The following is a 21,195-nucleotide window of genomic DNA, read 5'->3' as shown; positions in this document are numbered from 1 at the left end:
GGTTCACGAGGGTGCGGCGCCCGACATGGCGGCGCCCACCACCTTCGTCCTGCTGCGGCACGGCGAGACCGCGCTGACGGGGGAGAAGCGGTTCTCCGGGAGCGGCGGAAGCGATCCGTCGCTGTCGGCCGCCGGGCGGCGCCAGGCCGAACGGGCCGCGGCGGCGCTGGCCGTACGCGCCGAAGGGCCGGTGCGCGCTGAGGAGTCGGTGCGTGCCGAAGGGCCGGTGCGCGCCGAGGAGTTGGTGCGCGCCGAGGAGTTGGTGCGCGCCGAGGGGCGACTGAGCGAAGGCCACGGCATCGAGGCCGTCGTCAGCTCGCCGCTCGCCCGCTGCCGGGAGACCGCCCGGATCGCCGCCGACCGCCTCGGCCTGGACGTCCACCTCGAAGAGGGCCTGCGCGAAACGGACTTCGGGGCCTGGGACGGCCTCACCTTCGCCGAGGTACGGGACCGGCAGCCCGCCGAACTCACCGCCTGGCTCGGCTCACCCGACGTCCCGCCGCCCGGCGGCGAGAGCTTCACCGACGTCGCCGCCCGCGTCGCCGCGGCCCGCGACGCGCTGCTGACCGCCCACCGCGGCCGTACCGTCCTGCTCGTCAGTCACGTCACCCCGATCAAGACGCTCGCGCGCCTCGCCCTGGACGCGCCGCCCGAAGCGCTCTTCCGCATGTACCTCGCCCCGGCGTCGCTCTCGGAGGTGGCGTACTACGCGGACGGCAACGCGTCGCTGCGGTCGCTGAACGAGACGGCCCACCTGCGGTGAACGGGCCTTTCCCGTACGGGCTTTCTCCGTGCGGGCCTTCCCCGTACGGGCTTTCTCCGTACGGGCTTTCTCCGTACGGCTGTTGAGGGCGTCAGCCCCGCAGCGCCGCCGCCTCGCGCGCCAGGCTCTCCACGAGATCCCACCGCCGGGACCGCACCGCGTCGCCCGGAACCATCCACGTACCGCCGACGCACCCCACGTTCGGCAGCGCCAGGTACTCGGGCGCGCGGGCCGCGTCGATGCCGCCCGTCGGACAGAAGCGGGCCCGGGGGAGCGGTGAGGCCAGGGAGCGGAGGTACGCGACGCCGCCCGCCGCCTCGGCGGGGAAGAACTTCATGTCGGTGACGCCGCGTTCGAGCAGCCCGAGTGCTTCCGAGGCGGTCGAGACGCCCGGCAGGAACGGCACGCCCGCGCCGCGCATCGCGTCGAGGAGGCGGTCCGTCCAGCCGGGGCTGACCAGGAAACGGGCCCCCGCGCCCACGGCCGCGTCCGTCAGCTCGGGCGTCAGCACCGTGCCCGCGCCGACCACCGCGCCGGGGACGCCGTCCGCGACGGCCCGGATCGCGTCCAGGGCGGCGGGCGTCCGCAGCGTGATCTCGATCGCGGGCAGCCCGCCCGCCACCAGCGCCCGCGCCAGCGGTACGGCGTCCGCCGCGTCCTCCAGGACGACCACAGGGATGACGGGGGCGAGGCCGAGCACGGAAGTCATGCCCGTCATCCTGCCTGGCGGGCGCCAGCGTGCGCAACGGCCGTTGCGCAGGATGCAACGAGGGCCTTGCTCCGTACCGTCGCGCCGCGCGCCTCAGTGGATCTCGCGCACCAGGACGTCGAGCCGACCCGTACCCGGCTGCTCCTCCACCGTGAAACCCAGCTTCCGCAGCGTTCGCGCGAGGCCCTTGGGGTCCTTCGGCCGGGCGCCGGACTCCAGCAGGGCGCGGACCAGACGGCCCTTGGTGGCCTTGTTGAAGTGGCTGACGACCGTCCGCTTCTCGACCCCGCCGACCACCGTCACCTGGAGCACGCGGACCGTCGCCGTACGCCCGGCGACCTCCCCGGCCGGCTTCCAGGCGCCCGCGTACGACGACGAGCGCAGGTCGAGCACCAGGCCGTCGCCCGCCTCGGCCGGCAGGACATCGGCCATCTGCCGCCGCCAGTACGCCGCCAGGCCGCCGACGCCCGGCAGCTTGACGCCCATCGAGCAGCGGTAGGAGGGGATGCGGTCGCCGAGCCGTACCGCGCCCCACAGCCCGGAGAACACCAGCAGCGACTCCTCGGCGCGGCGGCGCGCCGCCCGTCCGAGCGTCGCCAGGCCCAGCGCGTCGTACAGCACTCCGGTGTACAGCTCCGCCGCGGGCATGGCGGGCGCCGTCCGCAGCGCCGCGTTCTTGGCGACCTCGCCGCGCAGGCCGGGGCTGAGCCCCAGCACCTCCGCCGCCTTCTCCTCGTCGCCCGAACACAGCTCCACCAGCTCGTCGAGGACCGTCGCCCGCGCCTCGTTCAGCCCCGGCAGCGACAGCGAGTCCAGCGCGACCGCGGCCCCCGTCCCTCCGGTGGCCTTCCCCTCGGACGGCGGCAACAGGACGAGCACGGCATCTCCTTCATACGGTTCTTGCGGTTCGTACGGTCCAGGCGGTCGTACGGTGCGCGGGGTCGTACGGCTCGCGCTCGGGCCGCCCGCGCCTGGTCGGGGGGCCCGCACCAGAGTAGGACCTGGGCGGGCCGCCCACGGGACCTGTCCGCCCACGCCCGGCCGGACGGCCCCGGCGGGCGGCCGTACGCTCGCCGCCGACCCCGCGGTGCTCTTCGCCCCCGCGCAGCCACTACCATGGTCCACACGGCAGACGAGCCGAGCGGACGGCCGCGTGGAGCCCTTTCGGGGGCTTCCCGAGGAACGTCCGGGCTCCACAGGGCAGGGTGGTGGCTAACGGCCACCCGGGGTGACCCGCGGGACAGTGCCACAGAAAACAGACCGCCGGGGATCTCGGTCCCCGGTAAGGGTGAAACGGTGGTGTAAGAGACCACCAGCGTCCAGGGTGACCTGGACGGCTAGGTAAACCCCACCCGGAGCAAGGTCAAGAGGGCGTCGTAGCGATACGGCACCCGCGCGGACGTTCGAGGGCTGCCCGCCCGAGTCCGCGGGTAGACCGCACGAGGCCGGTGGCAACGCCGGCCCTAGATGGATGGCCGTCTCCCGGCCGGCCGCGAGGCCGCCCGGCGACAGAACCCGGCGTACAGCTCGACTCGTCTGCCGCCACCGCCCCCTTGGGTTCGCCCGGGGCGCGAGCGCGGTCGGGTGAGCCGCGTCGTGCATCGTTGATGCGCTCCCTGGGTGCCGCGAGGGCTCTTGCCGGGACGCGGTCCTGGACCGCAGGTGGGGGCGTGCGGGTCCACCGGGAGGGGCTGATCGCGCGGCCCGTACACCGTGTGAGTCATGGTGAACAAAGAGTCGCTTTACTTGCTCTTTATGTTTTTATTGGCTAATTGTCCGTAATGTCTGAAATCAACCGTTGGCGGATGATCGGACTTTGCCGTGATGACCAGCCCCAACTCCAGCCACGCTTCTTCCGAGGGTGCGTCCGGTGCGGGCGGCCGGGTCGGTGCCGTGCTGACGGAGATGATTCCGCAGCAGCCGCCCAGTGCGCTGAGCGCGCCGTCGGGGGCGGGGTCGGACGACACGCTCGGCATCATCGTCGTCGACGAGCGGCTGACCGTGCTGGAGGCCGATCTGGCCGGGACCTGGCTCGACGGGGTGGTCGACGGATCGGGCGCGCGGGCGACCGACCTCTTCCCGACCGAGGACGCGGCGGCGATCGCCGCCCGGGTGGAGCGGGTACTGGCAACCGGCCGCCCGCTGCTGGCGCGGGTCCAGCGCATGATCCGGCCGGACGGAACGCCCGCGGTGGTGTCGCTTTCGGTCCTCCCGGCGGCTCCGGGCCGGGTGGTGATCAGCCTGATCGACGTCAGCGCCCAGCTCGACGTCTTCGCCGCCTCCTCGACCCTGGGCACCTCCCTGGAGATCGAAACGACGGCGCGCCAGCTCGCCGAAGGGCTGCTGCCCTGGGGCGACGCCGTCACGGTGTCGCTGGCGCAGTGCCTGTGGAGCGGGGACCTGCCCGATCGGACCGAGCCGCTGTGCCGCGCCGCGTACGCCCGCGCGGGGAACCGGCCGTGGCCGCGCGGCTTCCTCCGCTTGGGCGAGCGCCTGCCGGACCTGCCCGCCCACCCCGCCTCCGACACCACCGGTCACCCCGGCGTCACCGTGCTGCCCGACCGCGCCGCCATCGAGCGGGCCCTGGGCGACGACCCGGACCTGATACGGGCCCTGGTGCCGGACCACGGCCCGCTCGCGGTGGCCTTCGCGCCGCTGACCGTCCCCGACGCCGACCGGCGGCAGCGCGTACTCGGCACGGTCGCGGTCTGGCGGCGTGAGGACAACCCCCGCGGGGCCTTCGACGGCGACGACCAGCTCGCCGTCCAGGAACTGGCCTTCCGCGCCGCGATGAATCTGGAGCACGGGCGCCGTCATCAGCGGGAGCACCGGCAGGTCCTGGCGCTCCAGCGCAGGCTGCGCCCGCCGCACTCGCCGAGCCGGGCGATGCACACCGCGGGCGCCTACCGGCCCGCCGCACCCGACAGCGCCGGCCTCGGCGGCGACTGGATGGACGTCATCGGCCTGTCGGGCGGCCGGATCGCGCTGGTGATCGGCGACGCCGTCGGACACGGCCTGGCAGCCGCCGCCGTCATGGGCACACTGCGCCAGGCCGCCCAGACCCTGGCCGCCGCCGACCATCCGCCGGTCGAGGTGATGACCCACCTGGACACCCTCGTGGGGAGCCTGCACGCGACCGCCGAGACCGACGGCGAACTGGGCGCCGCGGCGGCGGCGCTGGGCACGACCTGCTGCTACGCCGTGTACGACCCGGCCGCCCGGCGGCTCACCGTGGTCAGCGCCGGGCACCTGCCGCCGGTGCTGGTCCACCCGGACGGGGCCGCGGAACTGCTCGCCCCGCCGCTGCACCCGCCGCTGGGCACGGCCCGCGAGGAACCGTACGAGGCCCTGGAGGTCACCGCCGAGCCGGGCGCCCTGATCGGGCTCTACACCGACGGCCTCGTGGAGCACCCGGGCCGCGACCTCGACGACGGGATGACCGCCCTGCTGGAGGCACTGTCCTGGCACTACGCGACCGGCGACCTGAGCGCCGTCGTCGGCCCGGTCGTCGACCACGTCACCGGGCCGCCGCCGCAGCACGACGACCTCACGCTGCTCCTGGCGCGCATGGACGGCCTGCCCGCGGCCGACATGCCCGCACTCCGCCTGCCCGCGGGCGATCTCACGGCGGTCGCCCGCGCACGGGCGTGGACCGGCGCCCGCACCGCCGAGTGGGGCATCGCCGACCCCCACGGCCGCAGCGCCCTGGTGGTGTCCGAACTCGTCACCAACGCCCTGCGGTTCGGCACCGGCGACCCGGTGACCCTCCGGCTGCTGCACCTGTCCGACCGTCTGATCTGCGAGGTCACCGGCTCCTCGCACGGCAGGCCGCGGGCCGCCCGCCCCGCGGTGTCCGAGACCAGCGGACGCGGGCTCCTCGTCGTCCAGCACACGAGTGCCGCGTGGGGGACGCGGCTCGGCGAGACCGCGGGGGAGCGCACGGTGTGGTCACAACTGGCCGTCACGGGCGGGCAGTTGTGACCAGGGCCGACTGTCGGCAGCGGGTGGGCGTGATCCGCACTGACCGTCGGCGGCGGGCAGTTTCGCCCCGGACTGAACGCTGGCGGCGAGTAGGTGTCCCCCGGACTGACCGTCGGCGGCGGGCAGTTGGGCGCGGACCGGCCCTGTGATCCGCGCGTCCCGTACGGCGGGCTAGAGCCACACTCCGTCCATCGCGGTGGCCGTCAGCCCCGGCGCCGCTCCGTACAGCACGGTCCGGGCTCCGGCGGGTACGCCCGCGCTGAGGGCGCGGTCGAGGACGTCGAATACGGCGGCGCCGCCACGGTTGCCGGTGACGATGCTGCTCCAGGAGTGGTCCAGCAGGTGGTCGGGCCAGGGCCCCGGGACGTCGGGCCAGGAGCTCGGGACGCTCTCCTGGATGAGTTCCAGGACGCGGGTGCCGCCCGGGTGGGCCACCAGCAGGTCCGGGTGCCAGTCCGGGTCGGTGTGACGGCCGCGCACCCACTCCCACATCGGCGGGAGCGTCGACTGCACCCACTTGGGCCCCGAGCGGTCCATCTCGTAGTGCACCCCGTCGGCGCGGGTGTGCAGCCGGTGGATGTCGGCGGTGCCGGGCACCGTGCGGTGCCACGCGGCGTCCAGCCGCAGGAACGCGCCCTGGTCCGGCCGGCCGCGGACGACGGCGGCGACCGCGGTGTCGGCGAACAGCAGCCGCATCAGCAGCGAGTCGATGCCGGTGTCGTCGGGCTGGTAGGTGGTGCTCAGCGCCTCCGCGATGACGATCAGCACCGTCGCGCCGGGGTCGGCGGCCAGCAGTTTCGAAGCGGTGGCCAGCGACCGGGTACCGGCGATGCAGGCCCACTGCGAGAACGGCAGCAGCAGCACGTCCTCGCGCAGCCCGAGCCGGTTGAACAAGGCGATGTCCAGGCCCGGCAGGGCGGGGGTGGTCGAGTTGCTGGTGACCACGTAATCCACCTGGTCAGGGGTGACTCCCGCGGTCTCCAGCGCCTGGCGGGCCGCCCGCTCCGCGCAGTCCTGGACCGTCACCCACACCGACGCGGTGCGCTCCTCGACGGTCTGCGGCACCGGCGGGCCCGCCTCGGCCGGCGTGCCGGTCTCGCCCGTCTCGCCCGCCGCTGAGGCCGCGGGCCCGGGGAAGCCGCTGCGGCTCGGCGCCGTGATCGCCTCCAGGGGCTGCATCCACCGCCGCTCCCCGATCCCGGTGTTCTTGGCCATCCCGTCCGCGCGCTTCAGCCAACTCGCCCCCGGGTGACGGCCGTTGACCTCGGCGAGGATCTCCTCGGTAGTGATGGTGTACGGCCCCGGCACCACGGCGGGAGGCCACATGTACACGCTCATCCCGCACCCCCTTCCCGGCGCCCGGACGGCGCCGTATCACCGTATTGTCCCTCTCCCCGAAACGGAAGTCCGGATTCCACATTGACCGTTTCGACCTCTATGTCGAGGAATTCGCCGATCTGACCGGTCAACTCGACCGGATTCAGCGGCCCGTGCGGACCGGCCGTTTCCGTGGGTGCGGCGATATGTCTAGAACAAGGGGAGTTGACCGGGAAAGTCGGGGATGGTGTAGCCGTCCAGGGTGTGTTGGGCGGCGGTGGGGGCGGCGGGGGATTTGGAGCCGGGGCAGGAGACGAGGGTGGCGGTGCGGGGGCCGGGGGGTGGGTCGTGGCGGGCGATGCGGCCCGCCACGACGGCGATCTCTCGGCCGCACTGGGGGCAGCGGCGGCGGGGGGATGACATGGGGACAGTCTGGTGGGCCGTGGCCCGGGGGCGCGGGAGGCGGCCCGCTCGACGTGTCGCGGATTAGCCCGCGAGGGCGGGGTCGGTGGCCGCGTCCTCCGGCGCGGCGGCGGGGGACGAGAGGGGCGCGGTGGGCTCGGGGAGGGAGCGGAACAGGAGCCAGCTCAGGGCGGGCATGACGATGAGCGGGGCGAGAGCGGTACGCAGCGAGGTGGCGTCGGCGACCGCGCCGATGACGGGGGTGGCGAGGCCGCCGATGCTGACGGTGAGGCCGAGCGTGATGCCGCTGGCGGTGCCGACACGGGTGGGGAGGTAGTCCTGGCCGAGGGTGACCTGGAGGGAGAAGGGGACGTAGAGGCCGATCGAGGTGAGGGCGACGAAGAGGTAGAGGGCCGGTCCCGGGACGAGGACGACGCCCGCGACGGACGGGATCGAGACCAGATACGACCAGCGGGTGACGGTGACGCGGTCGTAGCGGCCGGCCAGCGAGCCGCCGAGGACGGAGCCGATCGCGCCGCCGATGTAGAGGACGAACAGCGCGGCGGTGCCCGCCACGTCACTGCCGCCCATGCGCTGCTTGGCGTACAGCGAGATGAAGGTGCTCAGGCCGATGAAGACGATCGAGCGGAAGACCACGGCCACGGAGAGCTTCACGAAGGACGCCCTGTCGTCGCGCCCGACGGCGACGGCGGCCGAGGTCCCGGTGGAGCGCCGCCGTTCCAGCTCGCGCAGCACCGGCAGGCACAGCACGCTGCCGACGAGCGCGGGCAGCACCAGCAGCGGGGTGAGGCGCAGGCCGCCCGTCGCGACGACGGCGGCGACCATGAGCGGGGCCAGCGCGAAGCCGATGTTGCCGCCCACCGAGAACCACCCCATCGCGCTGTGGCTGCCCCCGCTCGCGAGGCGGGCGACGCGCGCGGACTCCGGGTGGTACGCGGCCACGCCGACGCCGGAGACCGCGACGAAGACGAGCGTGAGCGCGTACGAGCCGCTGACGCCGCTGAGTGCGATGCCCGCACCGCCGAGGACGGTGCTCACCGGCAGCAGCCACGGCATCGCCCACCGGTCGGTGAGCAGGCCGAACAGCGGCTGGGCCACGGAGGACAGGACGGACGCGGCGAGCACGATGCCGGAGGCGGCGGCGTAGCTGTAGGCGCGTTCGGCGACGAAGTAGGGGACGAGGGCCGCGACGGCGCCCTGGTAGATGTCGACGCAGGCATGCCCGAAGGACAGCAGCGTGATCGAGGTGTTTTTCGGCACGTCACCCATGGTCTTCAGGCGGTGATATGTCGGGCTTCCGATAAACTGCCAACCAATGACGAAAATCCGCCATGAGCCGGTCGCGCCGACCCGTACCGAGCGGCTGGCCCCCGGCGCGGAGATCGACCCGCACCGGCACGACGACCACCAGATCGTCTACGCCGGACGCGGAGTGCTGGCCATCACCACGAGCGCGGGCTCCTGGGTCGCCCCCGCCACCCGCGCCATCTGGGTCCCCGCCGGTACGGTCCACGCCCACCAGGCCCACGGCGAACTCGAACTCCACCTGGTCGGCCTCCCGGAGAACGAGAACCCGCTCGGCCTCGACACCCCGACCGTCCTGGCCGTCGCCCCCCTGCTGCGCGAACTGCTCCTCGCCCACACCCGCACCCCCGACGACGGCAGCCCCGAACGGGCCCGCCTGCGCGCGGTGTTGCTCGACGAACTGCGCGCCTCACCGCAGCAGCCGCTCCACCTGCCCTGGCCGGCCGCGCCCCAACTCCGGTCCCTGTGCGCGATCCTGCGCGCCGACCCGGCCGACGACCGTACGCTGACCGCCCTCGGCCGCCAGGTCGGCGCCAGCGACCGTACGCTGTCCCGGCTCTTCAAGAGCGACCTCGGCATGACCTTCCCGCAGTGGCGCACCCAACTCCGCCTCCACTACGCCCTGGTGCTGCTCGCCGAGAACACCCCGGTCACCGCCGTGGCCCACCGGTGCGGCTGGTCGTCCGCCAGCGCCTTCATCGACGTCTTCCGCCGCACCTTCGGCCATACGCCGGGCGCCCACCAGTCGCGGGACCAGGCCGGATAGTTCCTGCGCGGACGGTCAGGGACCGGCCGTCGCCAGGCGCAGCGTCTCCTCGACGGCCGCCGGAATGTCCTCGACGGGGAAGAGGGCGTGCCGCACGGTGCGGTCAGGGGCGAGGACGAGGATGAGCCGTTTGAGGCGGAGCCGCCCGGCCCCGCGGAAGGTCGGCAGCCGCAGGGCGGCGGCCAGACGCTGCTGGGCGTCGGAGAGCAGCGGGTACGGGACGGCTTCGGCGGTGGCGAAGGCCGCCTGTTCGTAGGGGAGTTGGGTGCTGACGCCGTGGACGGCGACGTCGGCGCGGCGGAAGTCGGCGTAGGCGTCGCGGAAGAGCCGGTTCTCCAGTGTGCAGCCGGGCGCGCCGGGGATCGGGTCCTCGCCCCAGTCGACGCCGGTGCCGGGGTAGGTGAACAGGACGGTGGCGGCGGCGTCCGGCGCGACGACGGGGCGCTCGGCGCCGTCGCTCGCGGGCAGTCGGAGATCCGCGGGCAGCCGCGCGCCCGTACCCGTACCCGTATCGGTACCGCCGCCCGCCAGGGCGTGCACGCGTGCGTGCTCCGCCCCGTCCGGCGGCGCGGTCGCCGTGGTCGTCCCGTCGCCGAGGACCCAGCGGTCGCCCCAGTCCTGCATCGCCACCAGCAGCGGGAGCAGGGCGAGTCCCGAGTCGGTGAGCAGGTATTCGTAGCGGACCGGGCGGCGTTGGTAGAGGCTGCGCCGCAGGACGCCGCGGGCGACGAGCGCGCCGAGCCGTTCGGTGAGCACCTTGCGGGAGAGGCCGAGTCCGGAGGCCAGGGCGTCGAACCGCACGTGGCCGCGCGCGATTTCGCGCAGCACGAGCACGTTCCACCAGTCGGCCATCACCACGGCGGCCTGGGCGATCCCGCAGTCCTCGTCGGCGTTGTGCATCCTCATCCGCACAGAGTACATTCACTTTCTGAACTCACTTTGTTCTCGCTCGGAACTTATTCGTCGCCGTCCGTGTCGTCGCCGTTCGCGTCGTCGTCGTCCGCGTCGTTGTCGTCCGCACCGCACGTGAGGAGCACCACCGCCATGGCCGCAAGGAACACCATCACCCGCGTCGTCGCCCGCGAGATCATCGACAGCCGGGGCCATCCGACCGTCGAGGTCGACGTCGAGCTGGCCGACGGTTCCACCGGCCGCGCGGCCGTACCTTCCGGAGCCTCGACCGGCGCCCGCGAGGCGGTGGAACTGCGCGACGAGGACCCGGCCCGCTTCCACGGCAAGGGAGTTCGGCGGGCCGTCGACGCCGTCAACGAGTCGATCGTGGACGTCGTCGTCGGCCTGGAGGCGGAGGACCAGGCCGCCGTGGACGCGGCGCTGGTCGAGCTGGACGGCACGCCCGACAAGTCCCGGCTCGGCGCGAACGCGATCCTCGGCGTCTCCCTGGCCACCGCCAAGGCCGCCGCGCACGCGCACCGGCTGCCGCTCTACCGCTACGTGGGCGGCGTGGACGCCCGGCTGCTGCCGGTGCCGATGATGAACATCGTCAACGGCGGCGCGCACGCCGACAATCCGCTGGACTTCCAGGAGTTCATGATCGCGCCGATCGGCGCGGCCACCTTCGCCGAGGCCGTACGCATCGGCTCCGAGGTCTTCCACACCCTGCGCGGCGACCTGCTGGCCGCGGGGCACAGCACCGCGGTCGGCGACGAGGGCGGCTTCGCCCCCGACCTGCGGACCGCCGAAGAGGCGCTGGACTTCGTCGTACGCGCCGTCGAGCGCAGCGGGTACAAGGCGGGCACCGACATCACCGTCGTCATGGACCCCGCCGCGTCGGAGTTCTTCCGCGACGGGGTCTACGACTACACCGGCGAGGGCGTACGCCGCAGCGTCGAGCAACACGCCGATTACCTGGCCCAGTTGGTGGCGAACTACCCCGTGGCGTCCATCGAGGACCCGATGGCCGAGGACGACCGCGACGGCTGGCGGCTGCTCATGGCGCGGCTCGGCGACCGCTGCCAGCTCACCGGCGACGACGTCTTCTGCACCAACGAGACGCTGCTGCGCGAGGGAATCCGCGACGGCGTCGCCAACTCCGTTCTGGTGAAGGTCAATCAGATCGGCACGCTCACCGAGACGTTGGCGACCGTCGGCACCGCGCACCGCGCGGGCTACACCGTCGTGATGTCGCACCGCTCCGGCGAGACCGAGGACACCACCATCGCCGACCTGGCCGTCGCGACCGGCTGCGGCCAGATCAAGACGGGTTCGCTGTCGCGCTCCGACCGCACCGCCAAGTACAACCAGCTCATCCGGATCGAGGAGGAGCTGGGGACGCAGGCGCGGTACGCGGGCCGCGAGGCGCTCGGGCTGCGGCGCTAGGGCGTGTCCGGGGGCGAGCGGGTCCAGGGAACGGTTTTCGTGGGGCGCCCGGCGAATGCGAGGCGAAAGGGCCGGATGCCGCCGCATGTGATAATCGTTAACGGTGTCTGGCCTCGCATGAGCGGACGCCTGATCTCCTCGCACCACCGGATTCCAGCGCGCCACTGGAACTCCACCGCACCACCGGGACCGCCGCCGTGCCATCGACCCGCATCGACCCGCAGGGAAGGACGATCACCCTGGCGGAAACGACGAGCTTCCCCCGGGACAGCGCAAGGTCAGGGGCTGGCCCGTCTCGCACTACGGACCCGTGCCCAGATTCCGGGCGGACCGGTGGAGCCTGAAGGTGTTCGGCGCCACCGCCGCCGGCGGCGAACACACGTGGACCCTTGAGGAGTTCAGCGCGCTGCCGCGCGCCACGGTCGCCGCCGACCTGCACTGCGCGTCCGGGACGACCTCGACCGGCCACGAGTGGTTCGGCGTCACCGCCCGCACCCTGCTGGACCTGGCACCCCCGGCGCCGCACGCCACCCACGTCATGGCCTGGGCGGAGTACGGCTACAGCGCCAATCTCCGGCTCGCCGACTTCACCGCCGACGGCACCCTGCTGGCCACCCACCACAACGGTGACCAGCTCACCGCGGAACACGGCTTCCCCGTACGCCTGGTCGTACCGCATCTGTACAGCTGGAAGGGGCCCAAGTGGCTCCGTGCCATCGAGTACATGACGACGGACCGGCGCGGCTTCTGGGAGGAGCGCGGCCACCACAACCTCGCGGACCCCTGGAAGGAGCAGCGCTACACCCACCAGGAGGAGGACGGCGACGGCCCGGCGGTGTGACGACCGGCCTGACGCGTCCCCCGAGCCCCGTGCGCGGAGGTCAGCGGCCCAACTCGGCGGCCCTGGCCGCGCGCAGGGCGAAGACGTGTTCGCGGCGGTCGGCCATCTGACGCAGCGCCTCGCGCCGGTCGCGCCGTGAGAGGCGGTCGAGGTAGAGGCGGCCGTCCAGATGGTCGGTCTCGTGCTGGAGGCAGCGCCCGAACTGGCCGTTGCCCGCGATGACGACCGGCTCGCCGTACTGGTCGAAGCCGCGCGCCACGGCGTGGTCCGTGCGCGGCACGTCCACCGTCGCGCCCGGCACCGACAGACAGCCCTCGGCGTCGTCGACGAGCCGCCGGTCGGCAGGCGCGGGTTCGTCGAGCACGGGATTGACCAGGTGCCCGGTGTGGTGGACGCCGTCGTCGTCCCAGCAGTCGTACACGAACAGCCGCAGGCCGACGCCCACTTGATTGGCCGCCAGGCCCGCGCCGTCGGCGACGTGCATGGTGAGCACCATGTCCTCGATCAGCTCGGCCAGTTCCGTGGTCCCGAATTCGGTCACCTCGCGGCAGGGGCGGTGCAGGATGTCGTCGCCGGTGACGGTGATGGCGCGCACGACGGCGCGCTCGGACACGTCGAAGGGGCGGGAGACCAAGGGGCTCACTCTCCTCGGAGCGGTGGCGTCGGCCAGGAGCTTGCAAAGCTCTTTGCAAAGTAGCAGGCTTTGCAAAGTGACAGAAGAAGAAGCGGAGACGGGAACCTCGGCGGACAGCGGTCTGCCCGACCACGACGTACGCCGCGACCTGCTCGGCCTGCTCGCCGAGGTCGGTACGGTCACGGCCACACAGGCGGCCGGGCGGCTCGGCTACAGCTCCGGCCTGTGCTCGTTCCATCTGCGGCAACTCGCGCGCTACGGCTACATCGAGGAGGCCCCGCACAGCGGTGGCCGCGCCCGGCCGTGGCGGATCCGGCAGGCGGGGGAGCCGGAGAAGGGGGAGGGTCCCGCGACGGAATTCGGGGAGCTGGCCCGCGGGTTGGAGGACGAGAGCTACCGGCGCTGGCAGACCCAGCGCGACAGCGCTCCCGCCCCGTGGCGGCAGGACGAGGCGTTCAGCGCGGTCGCGTATCTGACCCCGGAGGAGATGGCCGCCGTGGCCGACGCGATCCGGCAGACCCTCGCCCGCTACCGCGACCGGGAGCCGAATCCGGCGGCCCGCCCCGCCGCGGCCCGTCCGGTCGCGGTCGTCGCACGGCTCTTCCCGCTGCTGCCCGACGAGGGCTAGGGCCTGAGGTCGCAGGGTGTCGATGCGGGTGTACGGGGGCCGGCGCGGGTGAACCGGCGTCGGTCACAGGGCGTTGCGCGCGCCCCAGCGTCCGCGGCGCCTTCTTGTGCGGGCCGCCGAGGTGGCCCAGCAGCACGAGCGCCGGCTGTTCTGGGCGGGAAAGCGGCGGCCGGAGCGGGCCATTGACCTCACCCATGGCGACGTCTCGTTCACGGACGCCTTTTGACGTCGTCCGCGCGGTGAACCGCACAGAAGACAGGCGGTGTTGCGCTCGGGAAGCGACCGGGCGATCCCGGCACCTCCGGTGACGTCCACGCGAGCCGTCCACGCCGTGAGGAGGACAGGGAGCACCCCGTCAGAACCGGCCTTCACGGGTTCCACCTCCTCGCCTGGTGTGACGGTCCTGCGGACGCTACCAACGGCGCATCGCCCGCCCAACCGGTTTTACGGCCAAGCCCGCCCCGGCTCCGGCGCGTCGGTGCGGCCGGAACGGATGGATAGGCTCCCCGCATGGACGCCCGCGTGGAGATCGTCCGGGAGATCAGCCCGGAGACCGGTCAGGAACTCGTCGACACCTTCGCCCGGCTGCTGCCGCAGCTGTCCGCGACGGCGCGGCCCCTCGCGCGGCTGGCCTTCCGGGCCCGCGAGTCGACGGTCTACCGCTTCCCGATCGACTAGCCGGGCCCCGGGCTTTTCTGTCCCACGGCGAGTGGGCTCTACGGCGAGCGGCCCCCGCGGTGAGCGGCCCCCGCGGTGAGCGGCCCGACACCGAGCGGTCCCACCCCGAGCGGTCCCACGCCGCGCGGCCTTACGGCGGCGGTCCGACCATGAGCGGGGGGGCGCCGTCACATCGGGCTGTGGTCATTTGCCTAAAGGCTTTAGGTATGTGCATGATGGACTTAGGTAATGAGGAGGACGGCTGTGGTGCGCGTAGGGCTGACACGGGAGCGTTTGGTGCGGGCGGGGGCGGAGCTGGCCGACGAGGTCGGGTTCGACGCGGTGACCGTCTCCGAGCTGGCCAGGCGGTTCGACGTGAAGGTCGCGAGCCTGTATTCGCACGTGCGGAATTCGCACGATCTCCAGACCGGGATCGCGCAGCTCGCACTGGCGGAAATGGCCGATCGCGGTGCCGCCGCCCTGGCGGGCCGGGCCGGGAAGGACGCGCTCGCCGGACTGGCGAACGTGTACCGCGACTACGCCCGGGAGCACCCCGGACGGTACGCGGCGGCCCAGTTCCGCCTCGATCCGCAGGCCGCCGCCGCGAGCGCGGGCGGGCGGCACGCGGAGATGACACGGGCGATCCTGCGCGGCTACGACCTCGACGAGCCGGACCAGACGCACGCGGTGCGGCTGCTCGGGAGCGTGTTCAACGGCTACGTCGGCCTGGAGATGGGCGGCGGGTTCAGCCACAGCGCGCCCGACACCCAGGACACCTGGGAACGCGTCATCGACGCCCTCGACGCCCTGTTGAAGAACTGGCCGGAAAAAGACGGAAGTTGAAAAGCAATGCCTACCGAGAACGACGCACGGACCGAGCACGGCGACTGGACCACGACCCTGTTCACCACGCCCGAGGGCGCGGAACTGGTGCGCGGTGCGCTGGAGTTGGAGCCCACCGGACACGGCGTACTGCCGCACCGGCTGCCCGCGCGGGCCCGCGCCCAGTGCGCCGACGCCCAGCTCGCCATGGCCGAGTCCCAACCCTCCGGCGTACGGCTGGTGTTCCGCACCCGCGCCACCACCGTGGAGCTGGACACGCTGCCCACCAAGCGCGTGTACGCGGGCGCGCCGCCGCGCCCCGACGGCCTCTACGACCTGCTGGTCGACGGCCGCCCCGCGGGCCAGGGCAGCGTGGCCGGCGGCCACACCCTGACCGTCGACATGAGCACCGGAACCGCCGAGCACAAGCCCGGCGACCCCGGCACCCTCCGCTTCGCCGAACTGCCCGACGCGGACAAGGACATCGAGATCTGGCTGCCGCACAACGAGACGACCGAGATCGTCGCGCTGCGCACCGACGCGCCCGTCGGGCCGGTCCCCGACCGGGGCCGTAAGGTCTGGCTGCACCACGGCAGTTCGATCAGCCACGGCTCCGACGCGGCGAGCCCCACCACCACATGGCCCGCTCTCGCGGCCTCCCTCGGCGGTGTGGAGCTGATCAATCTGGGCCTGGGCGGCAGCGCGCTGCTCGACCCGTTCACGGCCCGCACCCTGCGCGACACGCCCGCCGACCTGGTGAGCGTGAAGATCGGCATCAATATCGTCAACGCCGACCTGATGCGGCTGCGCGCCTTCGGCCCCGCCGTGCACGGCTTCCTCGACACCATCCGTGAGGGCCACCCGGACGCCCCGCTGCTGGTCGTCTCGCCGATCCTGAGCCCGATCCACGAGAACACCCCGGGCCCCGCCGCCTTCGACCTCGAAGCGCTCAGCACCGGGAAGCTGCGGTTCCGCGCCACCGGCGACCCGGCGGAGCTGGCGGCGGGCAAGCTGACCCTGACCGTCATCCGCGCGGAACTGGAGCGGATCGTCGCCGAGCGCGCGGCCACCGACCCGCACCTGTACTACCTCGACGGCCGCGAACTCTACGGCGAGGCGGACTACGCCGAACTGCCGCTGCCCGACGAGCTGCACCCGGACGCCGCCACCCACCGGCGTATCGGCGAACGCTTCGCCGAGCGGGTCTTCGCGGAGAGCGGCGCCTTCGCCGCGAGCCGGTAGCAGTACCCCTGAACAGGGCGGATGTGCGTCCGGGACCCCTCCCGGCGCAGGTGGTGACAATGGGCGACGGCCGCCGCCCACCGCCCGACGAAGGGGACCGAGAGGGACCACCCGCCCCAGGCCGCACCGGACCCCGAGCCCCGGCACGTATCCGAACAGGACGGCGTGCCGAAGCCGCCGCCGGGACCGCTGCCGGGGCCCCCGCTGCGACCGCTGCCGGGGCCCCCGCCGGGTTATCTGCCGGGGCAGCGTCCGGGCCCCGTTGACGGGAACGGGGACGGCTGCGCGGGCCGGGCCGTCACCGGAGCCGTCAGGGGCGCGGGCGACGGCGGGCGCTCGCGCGACCCGCTGGCCGTCGCCCTCGCCAACGCCTCACTCCTCAGCGCCGGTTACCTGCTGCTCGGCCGCCGGGGCGTGGTCTTTCGGCAGCGGGTGATCGCGCTCGCCGTCCTCCTGCCGATGCTGCTGGTCGCGGGGCTGCTGCGGCTCGACGCCTCGCGGACCGAGGGGAAGGTGGCCGCCGCGCGCCGGAGCGGCGACTGTGCCCAGGCGTTGCGCGCCCAGGACGGTCTCTGGTTCGGCCCCCGCGTGGCCGACGCGCCGCTGACCGCGAGCGGCGACCGTACGGTACGGGCCTGCCACCGGCTCGGCGCGGCGCGGCACGAGCTGACCACCGGACTGAGCGGTGACACCCACGCGTTGACGGCGGGCTTCGACGGCCTGGCCGCCGTACTCGCGGATCTGCCGGGCCACGAGAAGATGGTCGACACCGTGCTGAACGGCTTCCTCGGCCGACTGCCCACCAAGGTGCCCTGCGACACCGTCACGGTCACCGACTGGCTCCGCCAACACAAGCCCGGCCAGGGCAACTTGGGCCGGGCGGCGGCCGTCGTCCCGAAGACCGCGCCCGCCGCGCTCGGCGGCTGCGGTGACGACCTCATGGAGGCCAAGGAGTGGGCGAAGGCCCGCGACCGCTACCAGCAGCAGCTCGACCAGTACCCCGGCGACCGGCTCGCCAAGGCCAGCAGCGGCGTCGAGCAGGCCACCTTGACCATCGAGCTGGACAACGTCCTTACGCTGCTGGGCACTTCGACCGACACCGAGCCCGACTACTGCTCGAACCGGCGAAGTACAGCGCCGCCGCGCCCTACCGCAAGGGCACCCACCACGCGCTGTTCTACGGCGACGACGAGTTCACCCGCGAACTGCCCGGCTCCTGGTCGGCCGACGACGTCACCAAGGCGGTACTCGTGGTCTGCGTCGGCGACAAGGACTACGGCACGACGGTCACGACCTGCCCGTACGAGAACAAGCTGCTGCCCGACTTCCCCCGCGAGGTGAAATTCCGCAAGATCGCGATCCCGGTGAAGGTGTTCGAACTGCGCACCGGCAAGCTCGTGTCGAGCCGTACCGTGCAGATCGGCGGCGGGAGTTGGCCCGGCTCCCTGTCGTACACCACCTACGGCACCATCGACACCGGGCCGCCGTCCGAGGTGTACGTCACGCCGTCCACGTCCGACATCCGGTCCCTGTTCAGACCGCTGCGCTGTACGCGGACTGGTCGCGGGTCGCCCACGAGTGCGTCGTGGCGCTGCCGATGGACACGGGCCGCGATCCCGACGATCCCGAGCTGACCGCGCTCGTCGGTGAACTCAGCCTCCGGGAAGTGGACTTCCGGACCTGGTGGGCGAGCCACCAGGTCCGCGGGTCTCGGCAGCCGGGCGGGCGGCGCGACGACGAACCGGCCGACCGGGCGTAGGCGTACCGGGGCTGGTCGACCGGTCCTGGTCAACCGGACTGGTCAATCGGACTGGTCAACCGGGCCTAGACGTCGGCCAGTACGCGCTCCAGGGCCGCGCGCCCGGCGACTCCCCAGGTGGGCTTTCCGCCAGGCAGGCCCTTCTCGGCCGCCTGTCCGACGCTGATGAGACCCAGCGTGGCCCGGACCGCGTAGCCGCGGGCGCGGCGGATCGTGGCCGGGTCCGTACGGCCGTAGGCGGCGAAGAAGCGGGGCGCCGCGCCCGCGGGCAGGAGCAGCCAGGCGGCGGCGAGGTCGTTCGCCGCGTCGCCCGCGCACAGCTCGCCGAAGTCGATCACGCCCGCGAGGGTGCCGTCCGTGACGACGACGTTCGCGGGGTGGAGGTCGCCGTGCAGCCACGTCGGCGGGGCGGTGCTCTCGGGGGCGGCGACGGCGTCCGCCCAGACCCGCCGGGCGCCGTCGGCCAGGCGCGCGTCGAGGCCGCCTTCGGCGAGGGCGGCCACGCCGTGGTCGAACCCGTCGGCCAAGGACTTCAGCGGGACACCGCGGTCCGGGTTGGCCGGTGCGTCGGCGGGTGCCTCCCGGTGCAGCGCCGTGAGGAACCCCGCGAGCGCGTCGGCCGCGTGCTCGCCCCGGCCGATCGGCGTGAGGTCCGCCGGGCTCCCCGGCACCCACCTCGTGACGGCCCACGGCCGCGGGAAGCGCGCGGACGGCTCACCGTCGCGTACCGGCGTCGGAACCGGCAGCGGCAGGCGCGGCGCCAGCAGCGGGAGCCACCGCCGCTCCTTCGCCAGCAGCGCCGGTGCGCGCGGCGTACGCGGCAGCCGTACGGCCAACTCCTCGCCCAACCGCCACAGTTGGTTGTCCCAACCGCCGTCCACCGGACGCAGTTCCAGCTCCGCCAGGTCCGGGTGCTGCTCCCGCACCAGCCACCGCACGACCTCCGCGTCGGCCGTCACGTGCCCGTGCCCGTCCACTTCCACCACGCGCCGTCCCGCCTCTCGCCGTGAGGTTCCCTCTGTGACCGTATCCCCACAGTCGCGCCGTCCGCGCCGCCCGCCCCCTCCGGCGGGTGGTGAGGTGCGGGGGCGTTCCCCGCGCCCCTGAAAAGGTCGGCTCGCCGTCTGGACGAAAGAGGGCGGGCCCCGTTAGGGGCGCGGGGAACTGCGCGGGTAACCCATCACCGGCCGGTGGTCCGGGGACAGCCGGATTGCCCCGCTGGGGCGGGTGGTGAGGTGCGGGAGCGCTTCGGCTGAGCGCGCAGTTCCCCGCGCCCCTTAAAGGCAGGCCCTGCGCCAGCGCGGCGCGCTTTCCCCGTGCGCCCGGGGCCCGCGCCCCCCGGCGGGTGGTCCGGGGACTGCCGGATTGCCCCGTTAGGGCGGGTGGTGAGGTGCGGGACCCCGCGCCGCCGAAAGGATCGGCTCCCCGTCCGGACGAGAGACGGTGCCCCGTTAGGGGCGCGGGGAACTGCGCGGGTAACCCGTCACCGGCCGGTGGTCCGGAGGCAACCGGTTTGCCCCGCTGGGGCGGGTGGTGAGGTGCGGGAGCGCTTCGGCTGAGCGCGCAGTTCCCCGCGCCCCTGAAGAGCAGGCCCTGCGCCAGCGCGGCGCGCCTTCCCCGTGCGCCTCAGGGGCCCAAGCCCTTGGGAGGGTCGCCCCCCGCGGGGGGCCTGGTAAAGGGCCGTCTTCCTCCGCCAAGCGCGAGCGTACGGCCTTGACGGATGGGACTGTGAGCGCTAACACTTAGCAGCATCACGGAACGGAGAGCCATGTCTCGCACCGCGGACCCGGCAGCGCCCCGCAGGGCCCCCACCATGGCGGATGTCGCCCAGGTGGCGGGCGTCTCGCATCAGACGGTGTCGCGGGTGCTGAGCGATCACCCGAATGTGCGGGACACCACGCGCGCGGAGGTGCTGCGGGCGATCGAGGCGCTGGGGTACCGGCGCAACTCGTCGGCGCGGGCGCTGGTGACGCGGCGGACGCTGACGCTGGGGGTGGTGGCGTGCAATCCGACGCTGTTCGGCCCGGCGAGCACGCTGTTCGGGCTGGAGGAAGCGGCGCGGGACGAGGGCTACATGGTCTCCGCGGTGACCCTGCGGCGGCACACCCCGAAGGCGCTCGCGGACGCGATCGACCACCTCAGCGACTGGGGGGTGGAGGGCATCGTGGTGATAGTGCCGGAACGGGAGGCCGTCGCCGCACTGGCCGAGCTGAAGCTGCCGTTCCCCGTCGTCACGGTGGAGGGCGGGCACGGCCTGCCGATCCCCGGCGTCTCGGTGGACCAGGAGCTGGGCGCGCGGCTGGTCACGGGCCATCTGCTGGCCGGCGGCCACCGCACGGTCTGGCATGTCGCGGGCCCGCAGAACTGGCTGGAGGCCGAGGCCCGCGTGCAAGGCTGGCGCGCCACGCTGGAGGAGGCGGGCGTCGAGGTGCCGTCGCCGCTGGTGGGGGACTGGACACCGCTGTCGGGCTACCGCGCGGGACAGGAGCTGGCGGGCCGGGTCTCGGCGGGCTCCGGGCGCCGCGGTTCACCCGAGGTGTCGGCCGTCTTCGTCGCCAACGACCAGATGGCGCTGGGGGTGTTGCGGGCCTTCCGCGAGGCCGGTCTCTCGGTGCCGGGCCAGGTCGCCATCGCGGGCTTCGACGACATCCCTGAAGCCGAGTTCTTCGCGCCGCCGCTGACCACCGTCCGGCAGGACTTCACCGCGGTCGGCCAGGCCAGCATCCGCCTGCTGGTCGACCAGTTGGAGTCCGGCACCACCCGCGGCGGCGAACGCGTCGTCATCGAACCGCGCCTGATCGTCCGCAGCAGCAGCAACCCGTCCTGAGGGCGGCGGTCCGTACGGGCGGCGCACGGCACCGCGGCACGGATCGCAGCACGCGTCGCCACAGGTCCGGCCACCGGACCGGCACCGAGTCCGGCAGGAAGCCCCGCAGCACATCCCGCAGCACCTCTCGCAGCACGTCCCGCAGGACAGAACAGGACCGCACCGCCGCAGAGTTCACACCGCA

At 73.4% G+C, this 21,195-nt stretch carries 20 protein-coding genes, 1 other RNA gene and 1 pseudogene; 14 read left to right on the top strand and 8 right to left on the bottom strand.

Translation table 11 applies throughout. The features are described 5' to 3' along the window. Nucleotides 1–13 precede the first annotated feature (13 nt). Nucleotides 14–763, top strand: a pseudogene (locus tag ACFY9V_RS07810) (histidine phosphatase family protein); the annotation flags it as partial. Nucleotides 764–854: 91 nt separating this feature from the next. Here the strand turns inward: ACFY9V_RS07810 and eda are convergent. Together eda and yaaA are read right to left on the bottom strand one after the other, a co-directional pair. Next, nucleotides 855–1,472 (bottom strand): bifunctional 4-hydroxy-2-oxoglutarate aldolase/2-dehydro-3-deoxy-phosphogluconate aldolase, encoded by a 618-nt coding sequence (gene eda, locus ACFY9V_RS07805; protein ID WP_391160113.1) that lies wholly within the window; start codon nt 1,470–1,472, stop codon nt 855–857. Between the two features lie 93 nt (nt 1,473–1,565). Further along, on the bottom strand, nt 1,566–2,351 hold the full coding sequence (yaaA, locus tag ACFY9V_RS07800) for a peroxide stress protein YaaA (RefSeq protein WP_355345317.1): 786 nt from the start codon (nt 2,349–2,351) through the stop codon (nt 1,566–1,568). 254 nt (nt 2,352–2,605) lie between these two features. Between yaaA and rnpB the strand changes: the two genes are divergently transcribed. Both rnpB and ACFY9V_RS07790 read left to right on the top strand, forming a co-directional pair. Beyond that, nucleotides 2,606–3,011, top strand: an RNA gene (gene rnpB, locus ACFY9V_RS07795) — RNase P RNA component class A. 285 nt (nt 3,012–3,296) lie between these two features. Next, on the top strand, nt 3,297–5,453 hold the full coding sequence (locus tag ACFY9V_RS07790) for a SpoIIE family protein phosphatase (protein WP_391160111.1): 2,157 nt from the start codon (nt 3,297–3,299) through the stop codon (nt 5,451–5,453). 171 nt (nt 5,454–5,624) lie between these two features. On the opposite strand, the gene ACFY9V_RS07785 is transcribed toward ACFY9V_RS07790, so the two are convergent. From ACFY9V_RS07785 to ACFY9V_RS07775, 3 genes are all read right to left on the bottom strand, one after another. Next, nucleotides 5,625–6,791 carry a type III polyketide synthase gene (locus ACFY9V_RS07785; RefSeq protein WP_391160109.1) on the bottom strand — a complete coding sequence of 389 codons (1,167 nt, stop codon included), beginning with the start codon at nt 6,789–6,791 and terminating at the stop codon, nt 5,625–5,627. Nucleotides 6,792–6,980: 189 nt separating this feature from the next. Continuing rightward, nucleotides 6,981–7,193 (bottom strand): hypothetical protein, encoded by a 213-nt coding sequence (locus ACFY9V_RS07780; RefSeq protein WP_391160107.1) that lies wholly within the window; start codon nt 7,191–7,193, stop codon nt 6,981–6,983. 63 nt (nt 7,194–7,256) lie between these two features. Beyond that, on the bottom strand, nt 7,257–8,462 hold the full coding sequence (locus tag ACFY9V_RS07775) for an MFS transporter (RefSeq protein ID WP_391160105.1): 1,206 nt from the start codon (nt 8,460–8,462) through the stop codon (nt 7,257–7,259). Nucleotides 8,463–8,508: 46 nt separating this feature from the next. On the opposite strand from ACFY9V_RS07775, the gene ACFY9V_RS07770 reads away from it, so the two are divergent. Continuing rightward, nucleotides 8,509–9,264: a helix-turn-helix domain-containing protein gene (locus ACFY9V_RS07770; protein ID WP_391160103.1), complete on the top strand. Its 756-nt coding sequence runs from the start codon at nt 8,509–8,511 to the stop codon at nt 9,262–9,264. 15 nt (nt 9,265–9,279) lie between these two features. On the opposite strand, the gene ACFY9V_RS07765 is transcribed toward ACFY9V_RS07770, so the two are convergent. Next, nucleotides 9,280–10,170 (bottom strand): winged helix-turn-helix transcriptional regulator, encoded by an 891-nt coding sequence (locus ACFY9V_RS07765; RefSeq protein ID WP_391160101.1) that lies wholly within the window; start codon nt 10,168–10,170, stop codon nt 9,280–9,282. A 138-nt stretch (nt 10,171–10,308) separates the two neighbouring features. Here ACFY9V_RS07765 and eno point away from each other — a divergent pair, with 138 nt between their 5' ends. Beyond that, a complete protein-coding gene (gene eno, locus ACFY9V_RS07760; protein WP_391160099.1) occupies nt 10,309–11,601 on the top strand; it encodes a phosphopyruvate hydratase in 1,293 nt (430 codons plus the stop codon). A gap of 202 nt (nt 11,602–11,803) precedes the next feature. Then, nucleotides 11,804–12,442: a molybdopterin-dependent oxidoreductase gene (locus ACFY9V_RS07755; RefSeq protein ID WP_391160598.1), complete on the top strand. Its 639-nt coding sequence runs from the start codon at nt 11,804–11,806 to the stop codon at nt 12,440–12,442. A 40-nt stretch (nt 12,443–12,482) separates the two neighbouring features. Here ACFY9V_RS07755 and def read toward each other — a convergent pair whose 3' ends face one another. Further along, a complete protein-coding gene (gene def, locus ACFY9V_RS07750) occupies nt 12,483–13,076 on the bottom strand; it encodes a peptide deformylase (protein WP_355334644.1) in 594 nt (197 codons plus the stop codon). 76 nt (nt 13,077–13,152) lie between these two features. Here def and ACFY9V_RS07745 point away from each other — a divergent pair, with 76 nt between their 5' ends. The 7 genes from ACFY9V_RS07745 (at nt 13,153) to ACFY9V_RS07715 (ending at nt 18,184) form a co-directional block, all read left to right on the top strand. Further along, complete coding sequence (locus tag ACFY9V_RS07745) at nt 13,153–13,704, top strand: winged helix-turn-helix transcriptional regulator (protein ID WP_391047226.1); 552 nt, start codon at nt 13,153–13,155, stop codon at nt 13,702–13,704. Between the two features lie 510 nt (nt 13,705–14,214). Then, entirely contained in the window at nt 14,215–14,382 is a 168-nt protein-coding gene (locus ACFY9V_RS07740; protein ID WP_391160096.1) for a hypothetical protein, read from the top strand. Nucleotides 14,383–14,625: 243 nt separating this feature from the next. After that, nucleotides 14,626–15,204, top strand: a complete 579-nt coding sequence (locus ACFY9V_RS07735; protein ID WP_355334633.1) for a WHG domain-containing protein — start codon at nt 14,626–14,628, stop codon at nt 15,202–15,204. Nucleotides 15,205–15,210: 6 nt separating this feature from the next. Next, nucleotides 15,211–16,425, top strand: coding sequence for a GDSL-type esterase/lipase family protein (locus tag ACFY9V_RS07730; RefSeq protein ID WP_391160094.1), 1,215 nt, complete (start codon nt 15,211–15,213; stop codon nt 16,423–16,425). A 165-nt stretch (nt 16,426–16,590) separates the two neighbouring features. Next, nucleotides 16,591–17,766, top strand: coding sequence for a hypothetical protein (locus ACFY9V_RS07725; RefSeq protein WP_391160092.1), 1,176 nt, complete (start codon nt 16,591–16,593; stop codon nt 17,764–17,766). Next, nucleotides 17,676–18,059, top strand: coding sequence for a hypothetical protein (locus ACFY9V_RS07720; RefSeq protein WP_391160091.1), 384 nt, complete (start codon nt 17,676–17,678; stop codon nt 18,057–18,059). Before ACFY9V_RS07725 ends, ACFY9V_RS07720 begins: the two co-directional genes overlap by 91 nt. Continuing rightward, on the top strand, nt 18,023–18,184 hold the full coding sequence (locus ACFY9V_RS07715) for a hypothetical protein (protein ID WP_391160090.1): 162 nt from the start codon (nt 18,023–18,025) through the stop codon (nt 18,182–18,184). The genes ACFY9V_RS07720 and ACFY9V_RS07715 overlap by 37 nt, the downstream gene beginning before the upstream one ends. A 65-nt stretch (nt 18,185–18,249) precedes the next feature. Here ACFY9V_RS07715 and ACFY9V_RS07710 read toward each other — a convergent pair whose 3' ends face one another. Next, complete coding sequence (locus ACFY9V_RS07710) at nt 18,250–19,170, bottom strand: phosphotransferase (protein WP_391160088.1); 921 nt, start codon at nt 19,168–19,170, stop codon at nt 18,250–18,252. 782 nt (nt 19,171–19,952) lie between these two features. On the opposite strand from ACFY9V_RS07710, the gene ACFY9V_RS07705 reads away from it, so the two are divergent. Continuing rightward, nucleotides 19,953–21,011 carry a substrate-binding domain-containing protein gene (locus ACFY9V_RS07705; RefSeq protein WP_391043637.1) on the top strand — a complete coding sequence of 353 codons (1,059 nt, stop codon included), beginning with the start codon at nt 19,953–19,955 and terminating at the stop codon, nt 21,009–21,011. Nucleotides 21,012–21,195 lie beyond the last annotated feature (184 nt).

It is taken from the genome of Streptomyces sp. NPDC008317 (assembly GCF_042955955.1).
GTDB lineage: Bacteria > Actinomycetota > Actinomycetes > Streptomycetales > Streptomycetaceae > Actinacidiphila.
The sequence above is the reverse complement of the archived record's forward strand: the minus strand, read 5'-3'. Positions and strand labels throughout refer to the sequence as shown.